This is a genomic window from Oceanobacillus sp. MO10714A (assembly GCF_037072045.1).
Taxonomy (GTDB): Bacteria; Bacillota; Bacilli; order Bacillales; family Amphibacillaceae; genus Oceanobacillus; species Oceanobacillus indicireducens.
On the sequence record NZ_JAXHDC010000027.1, the window covers coordinates 16,618 to 38,032 of the forward strand.

20 protein-coding genes and 1 tRNA gene are annotated in these 21,415 nt (G+C 42.2%); 20 read left to right on the top strand and 1 reads right to left on the bottom strand.

Going from position 1 to position 21,415, the window contains the following annotated elements; genetic code table 11:
- Positions 1-94: 94 nt before the first annotated feature.
- From spoVG to SPD53_RS13180, 15 genes are all read left to right on the top strand, one after another.
- Positions 95-385, top strand: a complete 291-nt coding sequence (spoVG, locus tag SPD53_RS13115) for a septation regulator SpoVG (RefSeq protein WP_156857424.1) — start codon at positions 95-97, stop codon at positions 383-385.
- 192 nt (positions 386-577) lie between these two features.
- Positions 578-1,951, top strand: a complete 1,374-nt coding sequence (glmU, locus tag SPD53_RS13120; RefSeq protein WP_336252825.1) for a bifunctional UDP-N-acetylglucosamine diphosphorylase/glucosamine-1-phosphate N-acetyltransferase GlmU — start codon at positions 578-580, stop codon at positions 1,949-1,951.
- 18 nt (positions 1,952-1,969) lie between these two features.
- Positions 1,970-2,923 (top strand): ribose-phosphate diphosphokinase, encoded by a 954-nt coding sequence (locus tag SPD53_RS13125; protein WP_156857422.1) that lies wholly within the window; start codon positions 1,970-1,972, stop codon positions 2,921-2,923.
- 98 nt (positions 2,924-3,021) lie between these two features.
- Positions 3,022-3,651 carry a 50S ribosomal protein L25/general stress protein Ctc gene (locus SPD53_RS13130; RefSeq protein ID WP_156857421.1) on the top strand — a complete coding sequence of 210 codons (630 nt, stop codon included), beginning with the start codon at positions 3,022-3,024 and terminating at the stop codon, positions 3,649-3,651.
- A gap of 303 nt (positions 3,652-3,954) precedes the next feature.
- Positions 3,955-4,518, top strand: a complete 564-nt coding sequence (gene pth, locus SPD53_RS13135) for an aminoacyl-tRNA hydrolase (RefSeq protein WP_336252826.1) — start codon at positions 3,955-3,957, stop codon at positions 4,516-4,518.
- A gap of 73 nt (positions 4,519-4,591) precedes the next feature.
- A complete protein-coding gene (locus SPD53_RS13140; RefSeq protein ID WP_336252827.1) occupies positions 4,592-4,822 on the top strand; it encodes an anti-sigma-F factor Fin family protein in 231 nt (76 codons plus the stop codon).
- Positions 4,823-4,892: 70 nt separating this feature from the next.
- Complete coding sequence (mfd, locus tag SPD53_RS13145) at positions 4,893-8,417, top strand: transcription-repair coupling factor (protein ID WP_336252835.1); 3,525 nt, start codon at positions 4,893-4,895, stop codon at positions 8,415-8,417.
- 113 nt (positions 8,418-8,530) lie between these two features.
- Positions 8,531-9,067, top strand: coding sequence for a stage V sporulation protein T (gene spoVT, locus SPD53_RS13150; RefSeq protein ID WP_336252828.1), 537 nt, complete (start codon positions 8,531-8,533; stop codon positions 9,065-9,067).
- A 101-nt stretch (positions 9,068-9,168) separates the two neighbouring features.
- Positions 9,169-10,752 (top strand): putative polysaccharide biosynthesis protein, encoded by a 1,584-nt coding sequence (locus tag SPD53_RS13155; RefSeq protein WP_336252829.1) that lies wholly within the window; start codon positions 9,169-9,171, stop codon positions 10,750-10,752.
- Positions 10,749-12,158, top strand: a complete 1,410-nt coding sequence (mazG, locus tag SPD53_RS13160; protein WP_336252830.1) for a nucleoside triphosphate pyrophosphohydrolase — start codon at positions 10,749-10,751, stop codon at positions 12,156-12,158. The genes SPD53_RS13155 and mazG overlap by 4 nt, the downstream gene beginning before the upstream one ends.
- A 2-nt stretch (positions 12,159-12,160) precedes the next feature.
- Positions 12,161-12,415: an RNA-binding S4 domain-containing protein gene (locus SPD53_RS13165; protein WP_336252831.1), complete on the top strand. Its 255-nt coding sequence runs from the start codon at positions 12,161-12,163 to the stop codon at positions 12,413-12,415.
- Between the two features lie 52 nt (positions 12,416-12,467).
- Positions 12,468-12,773 (top strand): sporulation protein YabP, encoded by a 306-nt coding sequence (gene yabP, locus SPD53_RS13170; protein ID WP_156857414.1) that lies wholly within the window; start codon positions 12,468-12,470, stop codon positions 12,771-12,773.
- The gene (gene yabQ, locus SPD53_RS19870) at positions 12,770-13,369 is read left to right on the top strand and encodes a spore cortex biosynthesis protein YabQ (protein WP_336253658.1); all 600 of its coding nucleotides are present in this window, start codon (positions 12,770-12,772) and stop codon (positions 13,367-13,369) included. The genes yabP and yabQ overlap by 4 nt, the downstream gene beginning before the upstream one ends.
- A 5-nt stretch (positions 13,370-13,374) precedes the next feature.
- Entirely contained in the window at positions 13,375-13,755 is a 381-nt protein-coding gene (locus tag SPD53_RS13175) for a septum formation initiator family protein (protein WP_336252832.1), read from the top strand.
- A gap of 72 nt (positions 13,756-13,827) precedes the next feature.
- Positions 13,828-14,211: a S1 domain-containing RNA-binding protein gene (locus SPD53_RS13180; RefSeq protein ID WP_156857411.1), complete on the top strand. Its 384-nt coding sequence runs from the start codon at positions 13,828-13,830 to the stop codon at positions 14,209-14,211.
- 323 nt (positions 14,212-14,534) lie between these two features.
- Here the strand turns inward: SPD53_RS13180 and SPD53_RS13185 are convergent.
- Positions 14,535-14,608 (bottom strand) — tRNA-Met (locus SPD53_RS13185).
- Positions 14,609-15,042: 434 nt separating this feature from the next.
- Between SPD53_RS13185 and spoIIE the strand changes: the two genes are divergently transcribed.
- The 5 genes from spoIIE (at position 15,043) to hpt (ending at position 21,330) form a co-directional block, all read left to right on the top strand.
- Positions 15,043-17,487: a stage II sporulation protein E gene (gene spoIIE, locus SPD53_RS13190; protein WP_156857410.1), complete on the top strand. Its 2,445-nt coding sequence runs from the start codon at positions 15,043-15,045 to the stop codon at positions 17,485-17,487.
- Positions 17,488-17,692: 205 nt separating this feature from the next.
- On the top strand, positions 17,693-18,433 hold the full coding sequence (locus SPD53_RS13195; RefSeq protein ID WP_188858596.1) for a VWA domain-containing protein: 741 nt from the start codon (positions 17,693-17,695) through the stop codon (positions 18,431-18,433).
- Positions 18,396-19,313 carry a protein kinase domain-containing protein gene (locus tag SPD53_RS13200; RefSeq protein WP_156857408.1) on the top strand — a complete coding sequence of 306 codons (918 nt, stop codon included), beginning with the start codon at positions 18,396-18,398 and terminating at the stop codon, positions 19,311-19,313. Before SPD53_RS13195 ends, SPD53_RS13200 begins: the two co-directional genes overlap by 38 nt.
- Positions 19,314-19,370: 57 nt before the next feature.
- Positions 19,371-20,759, top strand: a complete 1,389-nt coding sequence (tilS, locus tag SPD53_RS13205; protein WP_156857407.1) for a tRNA lysidine(34) synthetase TilS — start codon at positions 19,371-19,373, stop codon at positions 20,757-20,759.
- Positions 20,760-20,787: 28 nt separating this feature from the next.
- Positions 20,788-21,330, top strand: coding sequence for a hypoxanthine phosphoribosyltransferase (gene hpt / locus SPD53_RS13210; RefSeq protein ID WP_156857445.1), 543 nt, complete (start codon positions 20,788-20,790; stop codon positions 21,328-21,330).
- Positions 21,331-21,415 lie beyond the last annotated feature (85 nt).

Sequence of the window (21,415 nt, forward strand, 5' to 3'; positions counted from 1 at the left end):
AAAATTAATTTTTTATGAATTAAAGCAGGAATTTTAAGAGTTTTGTTGAACTATACATGTAGAGTTCAAATGGGAAAAGGTGGTGAAACACATCGTGGAAGTTACTGACGTAAGATTGCGCCGCGTAAATACAGAGGGCAGAATGCGTGCAATTGCATCAATTACTTTGGACCAAGAATTCGTTGTCCATGATATTCGTGTGATTGACGGAAATAATGGACTTTTCGTAGCAATGCCGTCTAAACGTACGCCGGATGGAGAGTTTAGAGATATTGCCCATCCAATTAATTCAAATACGAGAAATAAGATTCAAGAGGCGGTACTGGAAGCTTACCGACTATCGGGAGAAAATGAAGTCGAATTTGAAGAAGCAGGTGCTTCCTAAAATGATTGATGATAGACAGGGGGGACTAATCTTACACAGGTTAGCCTCTTTTTTTTGCCATTAATTCACAAACCTTCCAATACCATCTTTTTTCGGCGTTTAAAATCCAGCGCAATATTCAACAATTCTTGAAATCCTCATACGTTTACGATATATTTTAAAGTGGACAAATAGAATAATGGAGGTTTCTTTATGACAAATCGCTATGCGGTAATTCTTGCTGCAGGGCAAGGTACAAGAATGAAATCAAAGCTTTATAAGGTGCTGCACCCTGTGGTGGGAAAGCCGATGGTACAGCATGTCATTGACCAGTTAAATGTCGTTAATTTAGATAAAAATATTACAGTTGTTGGTTTTGGTGCGGAAAAAGTTCAAGAAGAGCTTGGAGCACAAACAGAATATGTTGTGCAGGAAGAACAATTAGGAACAGCCCATGCTGTCCTCCAGGCGGAAGATCTATTAAAGGATGCCCAAGGGACGACGATTGTTGCATGCGGAGATACCCCGCTGATTACAGGAGAAACATTCCGCAAGCTAGTAGAACATCACGAGGAAACGAAAGCTAGCGCAACAATTTTAACAGCGAACACTCCTGACCCTGCTGGATATGGGAGGGTTATTCGGAATGCGGATAAAGAAGTGGAACGCATTGTCGAACATAAAGATGCGAATGAAGCCGAATTACTCGTTAATGAAATAAATACTGGTACATACTGCTTTAATAACCAAGATTTATTTGAGGCACTTAGGAAAGTTTCCAATGATAACGCCCAGGGTGAATATTATTTACCAGATGTTATTGAAATTTTAAAAGCCGAAAATAAATTAGTAACCGCTTATCTCACACCGGACTTTGAGGAAACACTTGGGGTAAACGACCGAGTGGCGCTTGCTGAAGCGGAGCGGATTATGAAGCAACGTATCAATGAATTGCATATGCGAAACGGGGTTACGCTTATTGACCCGAACAATACGTATATCGGAGCAGATGCTGTTATCGGTCAAGATGTGACGATCTATCCAGGAACACGGATTACCGGAAAGACAACCATAGAAGCAGATGCTGTGATTGGTCCGAACAGTGAACTGCACCAGTCGACGATTGGTAAAGGAACAGTGATCAAGCAAAGCGTTGTTCACGATAGTAAAATCGGTGAAGGCGTCGCTGTTGGACCATTTGCTCATGTGCGCCCAGAGTCTGTTATCGGCAACGATACGAAGGTCGGTAACTTTGTCGAATTGAAGAAAACCTCCCTTGGCAATAATAGTAAGGTTTCCCATTTAAGTTATATGGGTGATGCGGATGTTGGGGAACATGTAAATATTGGTTGCGGAACGATTACAGTTAACTATGACGGGAAGAAAAAGCACCTTACAAAAATTGAAGACAATGCATTTGTCGGCTGTAACTCAAACTTGATTGCGCCGGTTACGATTGGCGAAGGATCCTATGTGGCTGCAGGTTCAACAATCAATAAAGATGTACCGAAAAATGCTTTATCAATTGCAAGAGCAAGACAAACGAATAAAGAAGATTATGCAGAACGATTTAAAGGAAAAAAATAACAACGGAGGGTTAATTCCATGGCATCTAAATATGAGGATGGCTCGTTAAAACTATTTACACTAAATTCAAATCCCGCACTGGCAGAGGAGATCGCAGAACATCTTGGTATCCCGCTGGGTAAATGTACCGTATCAAGATTCAGTGACGGTGAAGTTCAAATTAATATCGAGGAAAGCATTCGTGGCAGTGATGTTTACGTTCTGCAATCCACTTGTGCACCGGTTAATGATCATGTAATGGAATTATTAATTATGATCGATGCACTGAAACGTGCTTCAGCAAAATCAATCAATATCGTGATGCCTTATTATGGATATGCAAGACAGGACCGGAAAGCGCGTGCAAGGGAACCAATTGCAGCGAAGCTTGTTGCTGATTTACTTGAGACAGCTGGTACAACGCGTGTCATCACACTAGATCTTCATGCACCGCAGATTCAAGGATTCTTTAATGTTCCAATTGACCATTTACAAGGTGTGCCGATTCTTTCTGACTACTTTGAGGAAAAGAATTTACAAGACATTATCGTCGTTTCTCCGGATCATGGTGGTGTAACAAGAGCAAGAAAACTTGCTGACCGTCTGAAAACGCCTCTCGGGATTATTGATAAGCGCAGACCGAAGCCAAATGTTGCAGAGGTCATGAATATCATTGGGAACGTGGAAGGTAAAACTGCAATTTTAATTGATGATATCATTGATACAGGTGGTACAATCACCCTCGCGGCAGACGCTTTAATTGAAAATGGTGCGACAGAAGTGTATGCTTGTTGTACACATCCTGTTTTATCAGGTCCAGCTATTGACCGAATTGAAAATTCCGCGATCAAAGAGTTGGTTGTTACGAACAGTATTCCACTTCCAGAAGAGAAGAAACTGGATAAAATTACTGCCTTGTCGGTCGCTCCTTTAATTGGTGAAGCAATCATTCGTGTTCACGAAGAGCAGTCTGTAAGCATTCTATTCGATTAATAGTTTCATTCATTACGTAAAAAGGTATATATCTATACTTAATTACATGATCAAATTTGTCTATTTTACAATAGAAAATTATTTGGAGGATGATGAAGATGGCAATAAAGCTTAAAGCATTAAAGAGGGACGATTTAAGTAATTCAGTAACAAAACAATTACGTGCAGATGGACAAGTTCCTGCAGTTGTTTACGGTAAAGATAAAGATTCGAAAACCGTTGCAGTTGATAGTGTTGAATTATTGAAAACAGTTCGTGACGAAGGAAGAAACGCAATTATCACATTGGATGTTGAAAATGGCACTTCCGTTGATGTGATGCTTCACGAATATCAAATCGATCCAATTAAAGACTCGCTCATCCATGTTGACTTTTACGTTGTTGATATGTCCGAGGAAATGGAAGTTTCTGTACCGGTACGTATCGAAGGAGAAGCAGCTGGTGCAAAAGAGGGCGGCGTCATGCAGCAGCCACAGTATGAAGTGCTTGTTAATGCAAAGCCTGCTAACTTCCCAGATGAGATTACAGTGGATGTATCTGAACTTCAAATTGGAGATGTAATCACCGTGCAGGATTTACCAGCATCTGATAAGTATGAGTTTGTGGATGAGCCGGATGCAGTTATTGTCACAATCGTACCTCCAACTGAAGAGGAGCCAGAAACACAGCTTCCTGACGATGGTGCAGAGCCTGAGCTTGTTGATGCGAAAGAATCAGACGAAGAATAATTTAAGCAGTTTAATGATATAGTAAAGAACAACCCTCCTAGCAGGAACATATTGGTTTCTATAGGAGGGCTTGTTAAGTGTTATGAGAATATAAGGGCATATTTTTTGAAAATTCCGGATGAAGTGAAACTCATTCAGTGGGGGTTTCCTTACCACCCGCCCCTGAATGTTAGTTGAACAGAATCAGGTATTTACGGACTGTATATCCCCACACCTTCATATTTTGGGTTTCCCTCATATTTTGAGGAGGGGGTATTACAGACTGTTCATACGTGATAAAATTTTACAGAAGGAAGAATAAGGATGAAGCTAATTGTCGGGTTAGGAAACCCTGGAAGAAAGTACAAGAAGACACGTCATAATATTGGTTTTATGGTCGTCGACGAGTTGTTATCCCGTCATGGGTTTAAATTGAATAAGAAGAAGTTCAACGGTGAATATGCAATGGAGAACCTCGCTGGGGAAAAGGTCATTTTCTTAGAACCTCAGACCTTCATGAACTTGTCCGGTAATGCTGTCCGCCCATTAATGGAGTATTTCAGCATTGAACCGGAAGATTTGCTCGTCATTTATGATGATCTTGATTTACCGACCGGAAAGATTCGCTTGCGGGCAAAAGGTGGTCATGGTGGTCATAATGGGATGCGTTCTATAATCGAACATCTTGGAACGAAAGAGTTTAACCGCATTCGTTTCGGCGTAGGTAGACCGGCTAATACGGTTGCTGTCGTTGATTATGTACTTGCTGATTTTGCTAAAGCAGAACGGGACACGATCAAGGAAAGTATCGCGAAATCTGCTGACGCTTGCGAAGAGTGGGTGGCAGGTAAAAAGTTCATTGATGTCATGAATGATTATAACGAGTAAGTGTGAGTAGGCGCGTATAATCGGGGCTTTTTCGGATACACTTTAAGTATAGATATCCGAGGAGGCGATTTACGTGGCAATTATCTATCATTGCAGACATTGCACCCAAGAGATTGGCAGACTGGAGGAACAAGTTCTAGATGCCTCGGTTCTTGGAATTGATCGATTAACAGCAAAGGAAAAACAGGAAATGATGGAATATCAGGCAAATGGTGATATAAAGATTTACGCGATTTGTGATACGTGTGAGGCTGCATTGCAGGAGCATCCTCATTATCATGAACTCGATTATTTTATACAATAGGTTGAACAGGCTTTGGTACGGACCAAAGCGTTTTTTGCATTTATTTTGAAATAGGTAGAGTGGTATAATGATTAAAGAAATATATCAGTTTTTACAGGAAAAAGAAGATTTCCAGTCGATTATGAGTGGAATATCGAATGGGATGAGGGAGCAGCTCGTGGCGGGTCTTACTGGGCCCGCTAGGAGTATGCTCGTTTCAGCTATTAATGAGTCGTTGAAGCGACCGGTATTATTAGTTACTCATCAATTGTTGCAGGCGGAGCAGCTATATGACGATTTAGCCGAGCTTGTAGGAGAGGAACGGGTACATCTATACCCGGTGAACGAGCTGATCGCATCAGAAATTGCGACAGCTAGCCCCGAATTGAGAAGTCAGCGTTTGGAAGCACTTTCGGCCTGGACTGCCGGGAAGGCGGATATTTTAATTGCCCCGATTGCAGGCCTGAAACGGATGCTGCCACATCCTAGTGAATGGTTGAAATATCAGCTCTATTTTAAAGAGGGTGAAGAAATAGATGTAGAAGCTTATTTCTCCTTTTTAGTCGAGATGGGCTATGAACGAGCGCAGATGGTAACGGCGCCGGGAGAATTCAGCCAACGCGGTGGAATTATTGATATTTATCCACTAACAGAGGAACATCCAGTCCGGATTGAATTATTTGATGTGGAAATTGACTCCATCCGCTTTTTCGATGCGGATACACAACGGTCTCTCGAACGGACTGAAGAAATTACAATTGGCCCGGCAACCGAGCTTCTTCTCACGCAGGAAGACCTTCTTGCCGCTGCTGCACGAATTGAAAAGGCACTGGCGGAAAGCCTCAAGAATAAAACATCGAAAGAAGCAAAGGAAGAGCTGCTTGAAACGGTCGAGTATGATATTAGCCGACTCAGGAACATGGAACGCTTTCAGGAGATGCATAAGTATATTGGATTTTTCTACGAAGATCCTAAGAGTTTACTAGATTATCTTCCGAGTGACGGTCTGCTTATTTTAGAGGAAATGGGAAGAATTCAAGAAACGGCTACGAACCTTGATACAGAGGAGGCCGAGTGGTATAGCAGCTTACTTGAATCGAACCGAATGGTGAAAGACACCCATTTTTCCTTTGATTGGCAGACCGTAATGGAGAAGATGAAGCAACAGCGCATATATATGTCTGTTTTCCTCCGACATATCCCGAATACACAACCAGAGAATATTATTAATCTCTCATCTCGGGCAATGCAGGAATTCCACGGACAGATGCCTTTATTTAAAGGTGAACTCGAACGCTGGGAAAAAGGTGGCGTATCTGTCTTAATTCTAGCACCGAACGCGGAACGAGCCGGAAAGATCCAATCAATTTTAGAAGATTATCAAATTGAATCAGTCGTTGCGAAGGAGTTGCAGCTTCCGGTAACGAAGCCGACCATTGTTACAGGGAGCTTATCGAGCGGGATTGAACTTCCGATGCATAAACTAGTTGTGATTACGGAAAATGAACTTTTCAAAAAACAGACGAAACGGAAACCGAAAAGCCAAAAAATTTCCAATGCGGAGCGCATCAAGAGTTATCAGGAATTAAATGTCGGGGATTATGTCGTCCATGCGAATCATGGAGTAGGGAAATATTTAGGAATTGAAACATTAGAAATGAATGGCATGCATAATGACTATATGCTGATTCGTTACTCTGGGGATGACAAGTTATTCGTCCCGATTGATCAGATCGATCTCGTACAGAAATTTGTCGGTTCGGAAGGAAAGGAACCGAAGCTTTATAAACTTGGCGGATCAGAGTGGACAAAGGTAAAACGCCGGGTCCAGTCTTCAGTTGAGGATATTGCAGATGATCTTATTAAACTTTATGCTGAACGGGAATCACGGAAAGGATATGCCTTTTCCCCGGATACTGAAATGCAGCGGGAGTTTGAAGCGGCCTTCCCGTATCAAGAAACGGAAGATCAACTGCGCTGTATTGTGGAAATTAAGCAGGATATGGAGAGACGACAGCCAATGGATCGGTTGCTTTGCGGCGATGTTGGATACGGGAAGACAGAAGTGGCCATTCGGGCTGCATTCAAGGCGATTATGGACGGAAAGCAAGTCGCTTTCCTTGTCCCGACAACGATCCTAGCCCAACAGCATTACGAAACGGTCCGTGAACGGTTCCAGGATTACCCGATTAATATCGGATTATTAAGCCGTTTCCGCACAAGAAAACAACAAACAGAGACATTGAAAGGCTTGAAGAAAGGTACTGTTGACATTGTTGTAGGTACTCACCGATTGTTATCAAAAGACGTGGAGTATTTTGATTTAGGCTTATTGATTGTTGACGAAGAGCAGCGCTTTGGTGTGAAGCATAAGGAGAAGATTAAACAGATTAAAACGAATGTAGATGTCCTTACTCTAACAGCAACACCAATTCCGCGTACCCTTCATATGTCGATGCTCGGTGTGCGTGATTTATCTGTTATTGAAACACCGCCGGAAAATCGTTTCCCGATTCAGACGTATGTAATGGAATACAATCCAATTCTCGTACGGGAAGCTATTGAACGGGAGATGGCTCGCGCGGGGCAAGTGTTTTTCCTTTATAACCGTGTCGAGAATATCGATAAGGTTGCCCGGGATGTCGGCATGCTCGTTGACGGTGCTCGTGTTGGGGTCGCCCATGGACAGATGAACGAGTCAGAGCTTGAAAATGTAATTATAAGCTTTCTTGAAGGTGAATTTGATGTGTTGGTGAGTACGACGATTATTGAAACGGGTGTTGATATTCCAAATGTGAACACACTTATTGTCAATGATGCGGACCGCATGGGATTAAGTCAGCTCTATCAGCTGAGAGGACGTGTCGGTCGTTCGAACCGAGTCGCTTATGCATATTTTACCTACCGAAAAGATAAAATCTTAAGCGAAGTTGCTGAGAAGCGTTTACAGGCGATCAAGGAATTCACGGAGCTAGGCTCTGGATTTAAGATTGCGATGCGCGACTTATCGATTCGCGGTGCAGGAAATCTCCTCGGTTCCCAGCAGCATGGATTCATCGATTCCGTGGGGTATGATCTGTATTCGAAAATGTTGAAAGATGCAATCGATGCCCGTAAACAAGGGAAAGAAATCGAGGATATTACGCCATTTGATCCAGAGATATCCTTGAAGATTGATGCTTATATTCCGGAAGACTATATCCCGGATGGCAAGCAGAAGATTGATATTTATAAATTATTCCAGACGATCGATTCAGAAACGGATATTACGGACTTGCAGGATGAGCTCATTGATCGATTTGGTGACTATCCGGAAGAAGTGGAACATTTATTCACTGTCTCGAAACTTCGCTTGTATGGCCGCAAAGAACGAGTTGAATTTATTACCGAGAAAAATAAAAAATTAGAATTATTATTGGAAGAAGATCGGAGCCACATGGTCGATGGTGCGAAGCTCTTTGAACTCGCAAACCGCTTTGGTCGTAATGTCCAACTCGGAACAGAAAACACGAAGCTTAAAATTGTCGTCACATGGAAGAGGGAAACCGAACATGAACGATATAAAGTGGCAGAAGAGTTGATTAAAAATTTGGCAGAAGTAAACCGCGAATCCTAAACTTTTCTCATCATGTATATTTATCCCAAGTTGCCTCATACTAAAACAACACTGGTGATATTTACAACTTCTTAAGAATTGTAATTTTTAGTTGAAAGTGAGGCAGGCATGGTATGAAAGCGACAGGAATTGTACGACGGATCGATGATTTAGGCAGAGTTGTTATTCCTAAAGAAATAAGGCGTACATTACGCATTCGAGAGGGAGACCCGCTTGAAATTTTCGTCGATCGGGATGGAGAAGTTATTTTAAAGAAATATTCGCCTATTAGCGAACTGGGACATTTCGCGCAGGAATATGCAGAGTCTCTATTTGATTCATTAAAAATACCAGTGTTAATTTGTGATCGTGATGACGTCATTGCGGTTGCCGGTGAATCGAAAAAGGACTATTTAAATAAAATGATTGGTTCAGATGTCACGAAAGCAATAGAAAATCGCTCCCAACTACTTAAAACCGATAAAGAAACGATGGAGCTGTTGGAAGGCAAGGAATTGGAACTTGATTCTTATTGCCTGAGTCCAATCATCGCTAATGGCGACCCGATTGGCTGTGTATTCCTGTTTTCGACAGAGGGTGATAAACTGACCGATGTAGAAGCGAAAGTAACCGAAACAGCGGCGGTATTTTTAGGAAAGCAAATGGAGTAACATTATGGAATGAGTCATTCAGGGGTATCCTTGAATGGCTCATTTTTGTGTTTTAAGTGGTATAATGGACTCAAATTATGTATTGTAAGGGACGTTTTTTAATGAGTAGTGATGGTAAAGGTTGGCTGCGGGGAGCTTTGCTTTTAACAATTGCTGGGTTGATCAGTAAAGTGCTGAGTGCCGGATACCGGATTCCGCTTCAGAATCTTACAGGTGATATCGGATTTTATATTTATCAGCAAGTGTATCCATTGCTTGGGATGGGGATGATTCTTGCGTTATATGGTTTCCCATCTGCAATATCGAAATTGACAGCGGAGTCAAAAGAAAAGGGTCACACCCAGACGACTGCTAATTTTTATTTCCCGATCTTTCTTATTCTGCTCCTTGTAGTAGGAACACTAGCCGTGTTGCTATTTGTTTCTGCTGGTAGTTTAGCAAGTTGGATTGGAGATCCTAGTTTAACACAGGCCTATCAGCTTGTGGCTTTGAGTTTATTGCTTATCCCTTTTACTTCTTTGCTCCGCGGAGTGTTTCAGGGAAATGGGAATATGAAACCAACCGCTTATTCGCAAATGGGAGAGCAGCTCTTTCGCGTATTACTAATTATTGCCGTTGCGATTTACGTTAGCTTCACAGGAGCAGACCTTTACCGGGTTGGGGAAGGGGCGGCAATTGCAAGTATTGGTGGCGGTCTTGCAGCTATTCTTTTGTTAACTATGTTTATTCGCAAGTCGGAACAACCGGTTCTACCGCTGCAAGCAACTATTCCCTGGCGTTATTATATTCAGACATTGCTCCTGTTCGGTCTTGTTGCTTCGCTCAATCATATGGTGCTTCTTCTGTTTCAGTTTGCTGATGCGTTCACGCTCGTTTCCGGTTTACAGGAATATGGACTCTCGCAGACTAAGGCTATGGAGGCAAAAGGGGTGCTCGATCGGGGCCAGCCGCTTATTCAGTTAGGGACTGTACTTGGTTCGTCGTTTGCGCTAGCGATGATCCCATCTGTTTCACAACAGAAATTACAAGACGAGAAAGCTGCATTTTATCAGCATATCCGTAGTAGTATTGCGATTGGGTTTTATTTAGCGGTAGGCGCTACTGCAGGTCTAATTGCAATTATGCCTCAAGCAAATATGTTATTGTATCAGGATACGCTAGGAACAAATGATTTACGGATTCTCGTTATTGCGATCTTGCTCAGTTCCATCGGAGTAACCTGTGCGACAATCTTACAAGGACTCGGCGGGACAAAGCAGACAGCTGTTTTTATCATCTTTTCAATCTTTATAAAGTGGTTTGGGAATCGGATGCTTGTGCCAATTTTCGGAATAACTGGAGCAGCACTTGCTACGATTCTAGGTTTAGCATGCTTTTCCTTACTTGTCTATATAGGGTTGAAGCGAAAATTGCCGGCATTAAAGTTAATGAGACAAATCAATTGGTCGACCTTGGTACTTGCTGTTTCTGCTATGCTTATATATATTTTTGTTATCGATTTATTTGTCCCGACTGAGCCTTCGCGGTTCGGTTCCCTGCTTTACGTTGGTTTTGTAGCTGGGACGGGAGCATGTATTTATCTTTTCATTTTATTGCGCGGGCGTACTTTTATTTCCGAGGAAATAAATATGTTGCCATGGTCGCATGTTTGGATGCGTATTTATAAGGAGAGGAAGAGTCCATGAACAAAATTGAAGTAATTGGCCTTGGAGCTGGTGATTTAAATCAGCTTCCGTTAGGAGTATATAAGAAACTAGTAAATACTGAAAAAGTTGTCTACACACGGACGTTGGACCATCCTGTTATTGCTGATTTAAAGCAGGAAGGAGTCCATTTTCATTCCTTTGACAAGGTTTATGAGGAGACGGCAGATTTTTCCGGTGTTTATGAGAAAATCAGTGCCTATTTATTGGAAAAGGCGAAAGAGGGTTCTATTATTTATACCGTTCCTGGGCATCCGATGCTTGCCGAGCAAACGGTGCAACTGCTATTGGAGCAACAGGAGATCCCTGTTGAAATTTTGGGTGGACAAAGTTATCTGGATGCACTATTTACCTCGCTCGAAATTGATCCGATTGATGGATTTCAATTTGTCGATGGGACGAGCTTCGAGCGTAGACAGTTGAATTATGAACAGCATCTCGTCTTTTGCCAAGTATATGATTCCTTCATTGCGTCAGAAGTAAAGCTTAGCTTGCTTGAAGACTTACCTCCTGAGTATGAAGTGACGATTGTGGAAGCGGCTGGGACGGCTGGAGAAAAGCTTACGAAGCTCAGGTTAGAAGATCTGGACAGATCTATTGAGGTTAATAACCTGACAAGTGTTTATGTTCCGCCAATTAATCATGAACAACTATCCCACCGCTTTACCCGTCTTGTGGAAGTAATCGCTGCACTGCGTGGGCCTGGAGGTTGCCCGTGGGATCAGAAGCAGACACATGAATCTTTGCGAGCTCATACAATTGAGGAAGTATACGAGCTGATTGATGCGATTGATCAAGAAGATGATGAGAATATTACGGAGGAACTCGGTGATCTTCTCATGCACGTCGTCCTCCATAGTCAAATTGGCGCAGATTCGGGATATTTTTCAATTGATGATGTCATCCTGTCGGCTACTGAAAAGATGATTCATCGTCATCCCCATGTTTTCGGTGACGTTCAAGTTGATTCGGCTGATGAAGTGCTTACGAATTGGGATGCGCTGAAGGAACAAGAAAAGGGTAAACAAAGGAATTCCGTCCTGGAGGGAGTTCCGAAGCATCTACCAGCACTTGCAAAAGCAGCGAAAATTCAGCAAAAGGCAGCGAAGGTCGGTTTCGACTGGGCTGAGGTAAAAGACGTTTGGGCCAAGCTTGAAGAAGAGATAAAGGAAGTCGAAGAAGCGATTAGAAGTGGAAAACGTGAAGATATTGAGGATGAGTTTGGTGATGTTCTATTTGTCATTGCTAACCTGACGCGGTTTTATCAGATTAATGCGGAAGTTGCCTTGAATCGCACGAACCAGAAGTTTACTTCAAGATTTACGTATGTGGAACAAAGAACCAAGGAAAAAGGGAAAAGATTGGAAGAAGCAAAGGAGAGTGAATAACAATGCGTTTGGATAAATTTTTAAAAGTATCCCGGTTGATTAAACGTCGGACACTTGCAAAAGAAGTTGCTGAACAAGGCAGGATTGCAGTGAATGGGAATCAAGCGAAGGCATCGACGACGATTGCCCCTGGTGACACCCTCACGATCGAATTTGGACAGAAGCTTGTCACTGTCCAAGTGAACGATACAAGGGAAACGGTAAGAAAGGGCGAAGCAGAAACATTATATACCGTCATAAAAGAAGAAAAAATATAAGTTCTATACTTGTCCCTCCTCTCATAAATTACAATGAGAAGGAGGTTTTTTTATGAATGAATTAGGGAATTATCCATCTAATAATAATCGGACAGATTTAGACCATCAGGTAAGACTCGTGAACCGCAAAACGCTTGAAATAAGTGGCGTCAAGGAAGTCGATAGCTTTGATAATGAAGAATTTCTACTAGAAACTGTGCAAGGCTATCTCATCATCCGCGGACAAAACCTTCAGTTGAAAAACCTTGATGTCAATGCTGGCAATGTAACGATAAAAGGAAAAATTTATGAGTTTTCCTATATTGATGAAGCAAGCGGGGAGAAAGCTAAGGGATTCCTTAGCAAGTTATTCCGATGACGCTCTCCGTGCAATTTACGACAATGGCTGTTATGGTGCTAAGTGGAATTTACTTAGGGCTTGCCCAGGACACGTTCCGGCGTATTTCTGTTCATTGGAAAAAGCGACCAATCATCAGCTATTCTTTTGAAATTGGTTTTTGGCTTTTACAGACTCTTATTATTTTCTATCTTTTATTTCTTGTCAATTCAGGGGAAATTCGCTTTTATATATTTTTAGCTTGTCTGTTAGGTTTCTCATTTTATCAAGCCTTATTGAAAACTGTCTACCGGCAGGGGCTGGAACGATTAATTTCGGTATTTCGTGCGGTTTTTAGGTTTTTCAAACAAGTATTCTTCATTCTTATTGTCACACCGATTAAATGGATATTTCTTCTAAGTGCTAGCATCATCCTATTTCTTTTAAATATGATAGTAAAGATACTGGCAATTTTATTGAAAGTTATCCTATTTCCGTTCCTATTAATCGGAAAGCTACTTAAACCCCTCATTCCTGAAAATCTTATTAAATTTTTACACAAATTATATCCAATTTATAGTACAATAAGAGATATATTAAAAAAGGGCTTAAAGTATGCCACGTTTAAAAGGAGGTAGGATGATTGTCCGCAGAAAGAGAAAGGGTAACGAGATTAGATTCGAGCTATGTACAACAGTATGATGCATACATAGAAAGACAGAAACGCAAGAAGCAGCGCTTAATTCGTCGTCTTGTTCTATCTTCCCTTGTGACCGTGTTGATTATTGGTTTTATGGGAGTCTATCATTGGAACCAACGGGCACTACATGCCGAAAAAACGGAGGAATACGAGCAGCTGCAATCCGAGTTAGCGGGGTTACAGCAGGAAGAAGAACAACTGCTTGAGGAAATTGAACTATTAAATGATGAAGAATACGTTTTGGATATCGCTAGAACGAATTACTTTTTTACAAAAAAGGGAGAATTGATCTTTAAACTTCCGAATGAAGACCCGTCATATTGACACTTTACATGAACAGACATATACTATATGTAGAGAATTTCACTCAAACTTTTAAGGAGGAGCATTTTTTTTATGTCAATCGAAGTAGGCAGCAAGCTGCAAGGTAAGGTTACAGGAATCACAAATTTTGGAGCGTTTGTTGAGCTCGAGAAAGGTAAAACAGGCTTGGTCCACATTAGTGAGGTTGCTGACAATTATGTAAAGGACATTAACGATCACTTAAGTGTTGGCGATACTGTTGAAGTTAAAGTAATCAATGTCGAGAAGGATGGTAAAATCGGCCTATCAATCAAGAAGGCAAAGGAACGTCCGGTTCGCCAAAAGAATGTAAAAGAGCGTCAAGAAAGTTTCGAATCGAAAATGAGTCGTTTCCTTAAGGATTCTGAAGATCGTCTAGCCTCACTTAAGAAGCATACGGAATCCAAGCGTGGAGGTCGAGGTGCTAAGCGCGGTTAATAAGTTTGCTGCCCGAAGGAAATTACAATGCTCTGTGATAGAGAAGCAGCAGATTCATCTAGAAGATGGGTCTGCTGCTTTGTGTTTTTATTGGCTCTTTGTTTGGGAGATTGAAAAAGACCGTTTAGGGATTTGTGTGGAAATCCCTAAACGGTCTTTTTTACTTTTGAATCGTCTAGTAAAAAAGACCAGGGACTGCACGAATTTCCTGTGCTTCCGGTCGATAAGTCAACATCGGTTCGTTGCCTCACCGTGTTTCCTTTATCTTCCTGCACCACAGTCCAATTCGTCAGTCCCTAACCGGTCTTTTTTACTTTTGGATATAGCGGCGGAGGGGATTGAACCCACGACCTTACGGGTATGAACCGTACGCTCTCGCCAGCTGAGCTACGCCGCCAAAATTGTCAACGAGATTTATAATACAACAAGAATAAGGTTATGTCAATGATTTTTTAAAGAATGTTGAAGTTCACAGTGGTATTGCTGAAGTTCATCATGAAGATGCTGAAGTTCAAAAAGTATTCGCTGAAGTTAACAACTAAAATATCGAAGTTCACAAATACCGGCCCGAATCTCACACGCCTAGCTCCTTCTTTCCCACTTATTCGTCAAACATTCATCATTTCTGCAGATTTCTGGCCGCTTCCATTCTACCGACTTCTCGCTGCTGCCATCGAGTTTACTAGATTAGAAGCAGACAGGCGTTCGTGCCTTAATCTTGGGTTCTTTATCTCTTTCCGTCGAACGATTTTTAGGACGAGCACTGAAATTTTGACAACAAAAGTTTTCTGAATATGGTTTACTAAACAGAAAAGAATGGAGTGATGGTGAATGATGCAATCGGTGGAACCGGCGGGGTATGTCGGTTGGAAAGAAAAGGTCCAGAAGAAGAAACAGCATCCATGGAAAACAAAGGCGAAAGTATTGTTTATCGATCGAGGCCTGTTGTTAGTGATGATAGGCTTTTTACTGGGGAGGGCAGTCATTTTATCAGCAGTTTCTCCGTTTGCTCTAGCATTTCTTGCAAGTGTATGGCTGATGCAACGTAAGAAAACGTTACATGCGCTGTTAGCCATTTCTTTAGGAGCGGTGACTTATTCATTTGAACACACTGGGTTCATTATGCTTTCTGTTCTTGTATTTCTAATCCTTCTCGCGATATTCATGCAACTTAACAGGGAGAAATTAATACTTCCTTTTGCAGTTGGGTTTGCGACGATGCTGCCGCGTATTTTCTTATATTCGCTGCAGGGACCCATAACGTCTTATGAATGGCTGCTCATTGTTGTGGAAGGTGTGCTTGGTGCGGTGCTTGTACTTATCTTTATGCAGAGCATTCCTTTATTATCACCAAAAAGATATAAACCGGCTCTAAGAAATGAAGAGATTGTCTGTATGATTATTTTAATTGCCTCGATTTTAACCGGCACAATTGGCTGGGTTATCTACGGAGCTGCATTAGAGCAAATATTTGCCCGTTACTTTGTTTTAGTCTTTGCTTATGTCGGCGGGGCAGCGATTGGATCTACTGTCGGTGTCGTTGTCGGTTTAATTTTATCCCTTGCCAATGTGGCCAATCTATTTCAGATGAGTTTACTAGCTTTTTCGGGACTATTAGGAGGTTTATTAAAAGAAGGGAGGAAGTTTGGTGTCGCAGCCGGTTTATTGGTCGGGACTTTACTTATCGTCATCTACGGAGAGAGTTTTACCTTAGCCCATTCGCTAACCGAGTCATTTATTGCTATTTTCCTCTTCTTTATTACACCGGCAAGCTGGTTTTCAAGTATCTCTCGTTACATACCAGGAACGGAAGAACATGCACAGGAACAGCAGCAATACTCCCAGAAGGTGCGTGATGTGACGGCAAAACGGGTGAAACAGTTTTCCGGTGTGTTCGATGCACTTGCCCGCAGTTTCGCCGTGGGTGAAAGTGATCCATCCAGTCACTTGGCAAAGAAACGGGATACCGATCAATTTCTTAGTCAGGTGACGGAAAGGACATGCCAGAGTTGCTTCATGAAGGAACGCTGCTGGGAGAAGGATTTCGATAAAACGTATCAGCTTATGGAGGGGGTCAAGGAAGCCTATGCGAAAAATCAAGAACCGAGCTTGAAAATCAGAAAGGAGTTTGAGAATCATTGTGTCAAATCGAAGAAAACGCTTGAAGTCATGAAGGAGGAGATGACGTTCTATATGGCGAACGATCACCTCAGGAGACAGGTCTTGGAAAGCAAGCGAATTGTGGCCGATCAACTATTTGGTGTCTCTGAAGTGATGGATGACTTTGCCAATGAGATTTTAAAAGAAAGGGAACATCATGAAAAACAAGAACTGCAAATTATCGAAGCATTAAAAGGACTCGGTATTGAATTGGAAAAATTGGATATCTATCAGCTGAATAAAGGGAGTGTCGATATTGAAATAATGGTCTCCTTCTATGATTATCATGGGGAAGGGGAGAAACTCATTGCTCCCGTACTGACAGATATTTTGGGGGAAATGATCGTTGTAAAAGATGAAGAAATCTCACCATTCCCAAATGGGTACAGCTACTTGTCTTTCGGGTCAGCGAAAGAATATATTGTGGAAACAGGAGCAGCCAATGCGGCGAAAGGTGGTGGCTTCATTTCCGGTGATAGCTTTAAAACGATGGAACTTGGTGAAGGAAAGTATGCCATGGCGATTAGTGACGGGATGGGAAATGGTAGAAGAGCCCATGAGGAGAGTGAGGAAACGCTTCGTCTGCTTCAGCAAATCTTACAAATCGGTATTCCGGAAAAAGTGGCGATTAAATCGATCAATTCGATACTTGCCCTGCGCACAACTGATGAAATGTTTGCCACGTTGGATCTAGCTGTTATTGATCTGAACCATGCGATGGTGAAGTTCCTTAAGGTTAGTGCATCACCAAGCTTTGTGAAACGGGGGGATGAAATATTAAAGATAGAAGCGGGTAATTTACCGATGGGGATTCTCCACGATGTTGATATTGATATTGTAAGTGACCAGCTCATTTCTGGGGATCTGTTAATTATGATTAGTGACGGGGTGTTCGATGGTCCTAGACATGTGGAAAATACAGATCTTTGGTTGAAGCGGACACTAAAAGAAATGAAGACGGAAGATCCACAGGAAATCGCGGATCTTTTACTAGAGGAGGTGATTCGCACAAAATCGGGAGAAATCGATGATGATATGACCGTTCTTGTTGCGAAGATTAAAAAGAACCAGCCGAAATGGGCGTCAGTTCCGATTTATCGCAGTGTAACTGGTTGATAAATTCCAACTTCAAGAAGGTTCTATAATTCTATGAGGGAGTTGAACATACTTGTAACGGCTCGATTGGTTCATCTAATATTCGGTGGAGGATGAACCCGCCACTGAATGAAGTTTCACTTTGCCTAAATAAAGCACTTGGCTAAGTATATCCTATCTGTTTTCTGGTGATGCTAGTAAAACTAGGAAACGGGAGGGTAACGTAATGAAAAAAGGAACATTAAGGCAAATTTTATTGTTAACGGATGGGTGCTCGAACTACGGAGAGGATCCGGCGGCAACAGCAGCCCTTGCTTTCGAGCAGGGGATTACTGTGAACGTTATTGGAATTCTTGATCATGATGAGAATGAAGACAGTCATGGTCTTGAGGAAGTAGAAGATATCGCTCTATCAGGGGGCGGAGTAAGTCAACTCGTTTATAGTGAAGCATTATCCCAGACTGTCCAGATGGTGACGAAGCAAGCGATGAACGAGACATTGCAAGGTTTTGTTAATCAGGAGCTAAAACAAATTCTTGGAAAAGACCAGCGCCTTGAGGACCTCGAACCCGAAAAACGCGGTGAAATTATTGAAGTAGTCGAGGAGTTGGGGGAAACTACTGATCTTGAGGTATTGATTTTGCTAGATACAAGCGCGAGCATGCATCATAAGCTCCAGATGGTGAAGGAAGCTTTGATTGATCTCTCCATTAGTCTCAATGCCCGGGCGGGAAAAAATCGCTTCACCATCTACAGCTTCCCAGGGAAAAGGAAAAATATCCAGAAGGTGCTCGATTGGACACCGAAGCTTGATTCGATCTCATCGGTATTCCCGAAGATAACCAGTGGTGGAATCACTCCGACCGGTCCCGCACTTCGGGAGGCTATCTATCAGTTTGGTAAAAAGGGTTTATTAAGGAGTATTCGTCATGGCGATGAACCGGGCTTGGAAGAAACAGGTTACTAGTATACCTTCAGGGACTCAGATTCAAGGGAAATTTAAAGGAAACAGTTACCTGATCAAACGGAAGATCGGCGAAGGGGCAATTGGTACTGTCTACCTTTGTCAATTCGGGAAACAGACAGCTGCTCTCAAAATAAGTGAAAAACAAACATCGATGACCTTGGAGGTCAATGTGTTAAAAGCATTAAAGCAGGTCCGAGGGAATCTTCTTGGGCCTGCTTTATTAGATGTGGACGATTGGCTTGCACCGAACAGGCAAACATATACATTCTATGTTATGGAATATGTGCAAGGTGAGAGCATGCAGCAATTTTTCAGGAAAAATGGGGCAAGCTGGCTCGGTCTGCTTATGGTCCAACTTTTAGAGGATTTGGAAAAGCTCCATAAAGCAGGTTGGGTGTTTGGGGATTTGAAGACTGACAATCTCCTGATTAGCCAAGCGCCACCGAAGATTCGCTGGATTGATGTTGGTGGGGTGACACAAATCGGACGGGCCATTAAAGAGTATACCGAGTTTTACGACCGAGGATATTGGGGTCTTGGTTCCCGACGAGCTGAACCAAGCTATGATTTATTCTCGGTTGCAATCATCTTCCTCGAAATCTTCTACCCACAGCGGTTCGCGCGGCCAGAAACGAAGAGAGCAAATCTTTTATTTAAAAAGATCGATAAAGTGAAAGCACTACAACCCTACGCACCTGTGCTAAAGAAGGCAATTACCGGCAAATATACAACAAGTGCTGAAATGCAGCGAGAATTAAAACAAATTATCTTTTCCCGGAAAAATCAGAGCAGAAGTAAAACAGGGAAAATCGGCTTATCGGAGGCCATGTGGATTTTCCTATTTAGTATCCTTTCCATCCTTACCTCATTGTGCTTTTAGAGGCAGCGGTAACTATGATAAGATAAGAACAGTATCGATTATGGACGGAGCGAGGAAATGGAAAAAGAAGTACAATCCTTTATTAAAAAACATCGGCTTTTACATAAAGGCGCGCGGGTACTTGTCGGAGTCTCGGGCGGACCGGATTCCATCGGTCTATTGCATTTGTTGGTGAAGTGGAGGAAGGAATGGGAGTTGGATATACATGCCCTTTCTCTTAATCACCAGCTGCGTGGGAAGGATGCGGAGGATGACTTTATTTATGTGAAGAATATTTGCGCAAGCTGGGGCATCCCGTTTCATGGTGCCTCCTTTGATGTGCAGGCATTTGCGGATAAGGAGCGGCTTAGTACGGAAGTCGCAGCAAGAAAAATTCGGTATCAGTTTTTTGAAGAGAAAATGGCAGATCTTGAAGCCGACTATCTTGCTTTAGGTCATCATGGGGATGACCAGGTGGAAACGCTTATCATGAAACTTGTTCGGACTGCATCTTCCCAAGCTTTCCAAGGAATTCCGATTACACGTCCAATTGGGAGGGGAATGCTTATCCGGCCACTCCTTGCTGTTACAAAAGAAGCGATAGAATCTTACTGCGCAGAGAACGAAATCAAGCCGCGGATCGATGCAACGAATTTGGAAAGTGATTTTACAAGAAACTATTACCGCCACCATGTCGTTCCGCTGCTAAAGGAACGCAATACAAATATCCAGGTGACAGCACAGCATCTTAGTATGACGCTTGCGGAAGATGAAGAATTCCTGCAAAAAGAGGCGGAAAAAGTACTTCAACGTGCGGTAATTTTTGAAAAGGGAAAGCGGCAGGTAACAGTTGAAATTAATTTATTTAAAAAGTACTCCCAATCTTTACAAAGACGCGCCTTTCATCTAATATTGAACTATCTGTATGAAATATTACCCAATCAACTTTCTTATGAACATGAGGAGCAATTTCTTACCCTCATTAAAAGCCGCACTGGAAACGCAACCCTAGATTTCCCGCACGGTTTGAAGCTGAATCGGGCATATGACAGACTGACACTTTACTTCGAAGCGAATAATCCCGGGCAGCAGTCCTTTAACCTAACCTTAACCATTCCCGGCAAAACATACTTGCCAAACGGATCGGTACTTACAGCTACATATACAGCAACACGTGATAGAGCCCACCCCTTCTCGCTCTATATTCCCACGAAAGAGGTTACCTTACCTCTTCATGTGAGAACGCGTAAAAATGGAGACCGGATGAGCTGGAAAGGGCTCCAAGGAACAAAGAAGCTGAAAGATATCTTTATCGATGCAAAAGTTCCCCTTCATGAACGTGAAACGTGGCCTATCGTCGTGGATGACGATGATCATATACTTTGGTTAATTGGATTAAAAAAAGGTGTACGAAGAGAAGTAAATGCTAAGCAGTTTATATATATTCAATTGGATAAAGGCAACTAGTAGGAGGATAAGGATGCTAAAGGACAGTATGCATAAGGATATAAAGGATATTCTAATTACAGAAGAAGAAATTCGGGCAAAATGTAAAGAAATCGGAGCACAGCTTTCTACAGAATACGATGGCAAGTTTCCCCTTGCAATTGGTGTATTAAAAGGTGCTCTACCCTTTATGTCGGACCTCGTTCGCCACATGGATATCCATGTGGAACTCGATTTTATGGATGTGTCGAGCTATGGAAGCGGAACGAAGTCAAGTGGGGAAGTCAAAATTGTAAAGGACTTGGATACAAAAGTAGAAGGGCGCGACCTGCTTATTATTGAGGACATTATTGACAGCGGACTGACGCTTAGTTATTTAGTCGACCTCTTCAAGTACCGGAAAGCGAATTCTATTAAAATTGTAACCCTGCTGAATAAACCATCAGGGCGCACTGCTGCGATATCCGCAGACTTGGTTGGATTTGAAGTACCGGATGCTTTCGTCGTCGGTTATGGTTTAGATTATGACCAACGTTACCGAAACCTTCCGTATATCGGGGTGTTAAAAGAAGAGATTTATCAGGAAAAATAGTCCTGAAAAATAAAAATGGATGATAAAGCTAAATTAGTTGTGTAATGACTTTTTCATATGGTACTATGTAATATAGTTTTTCCCG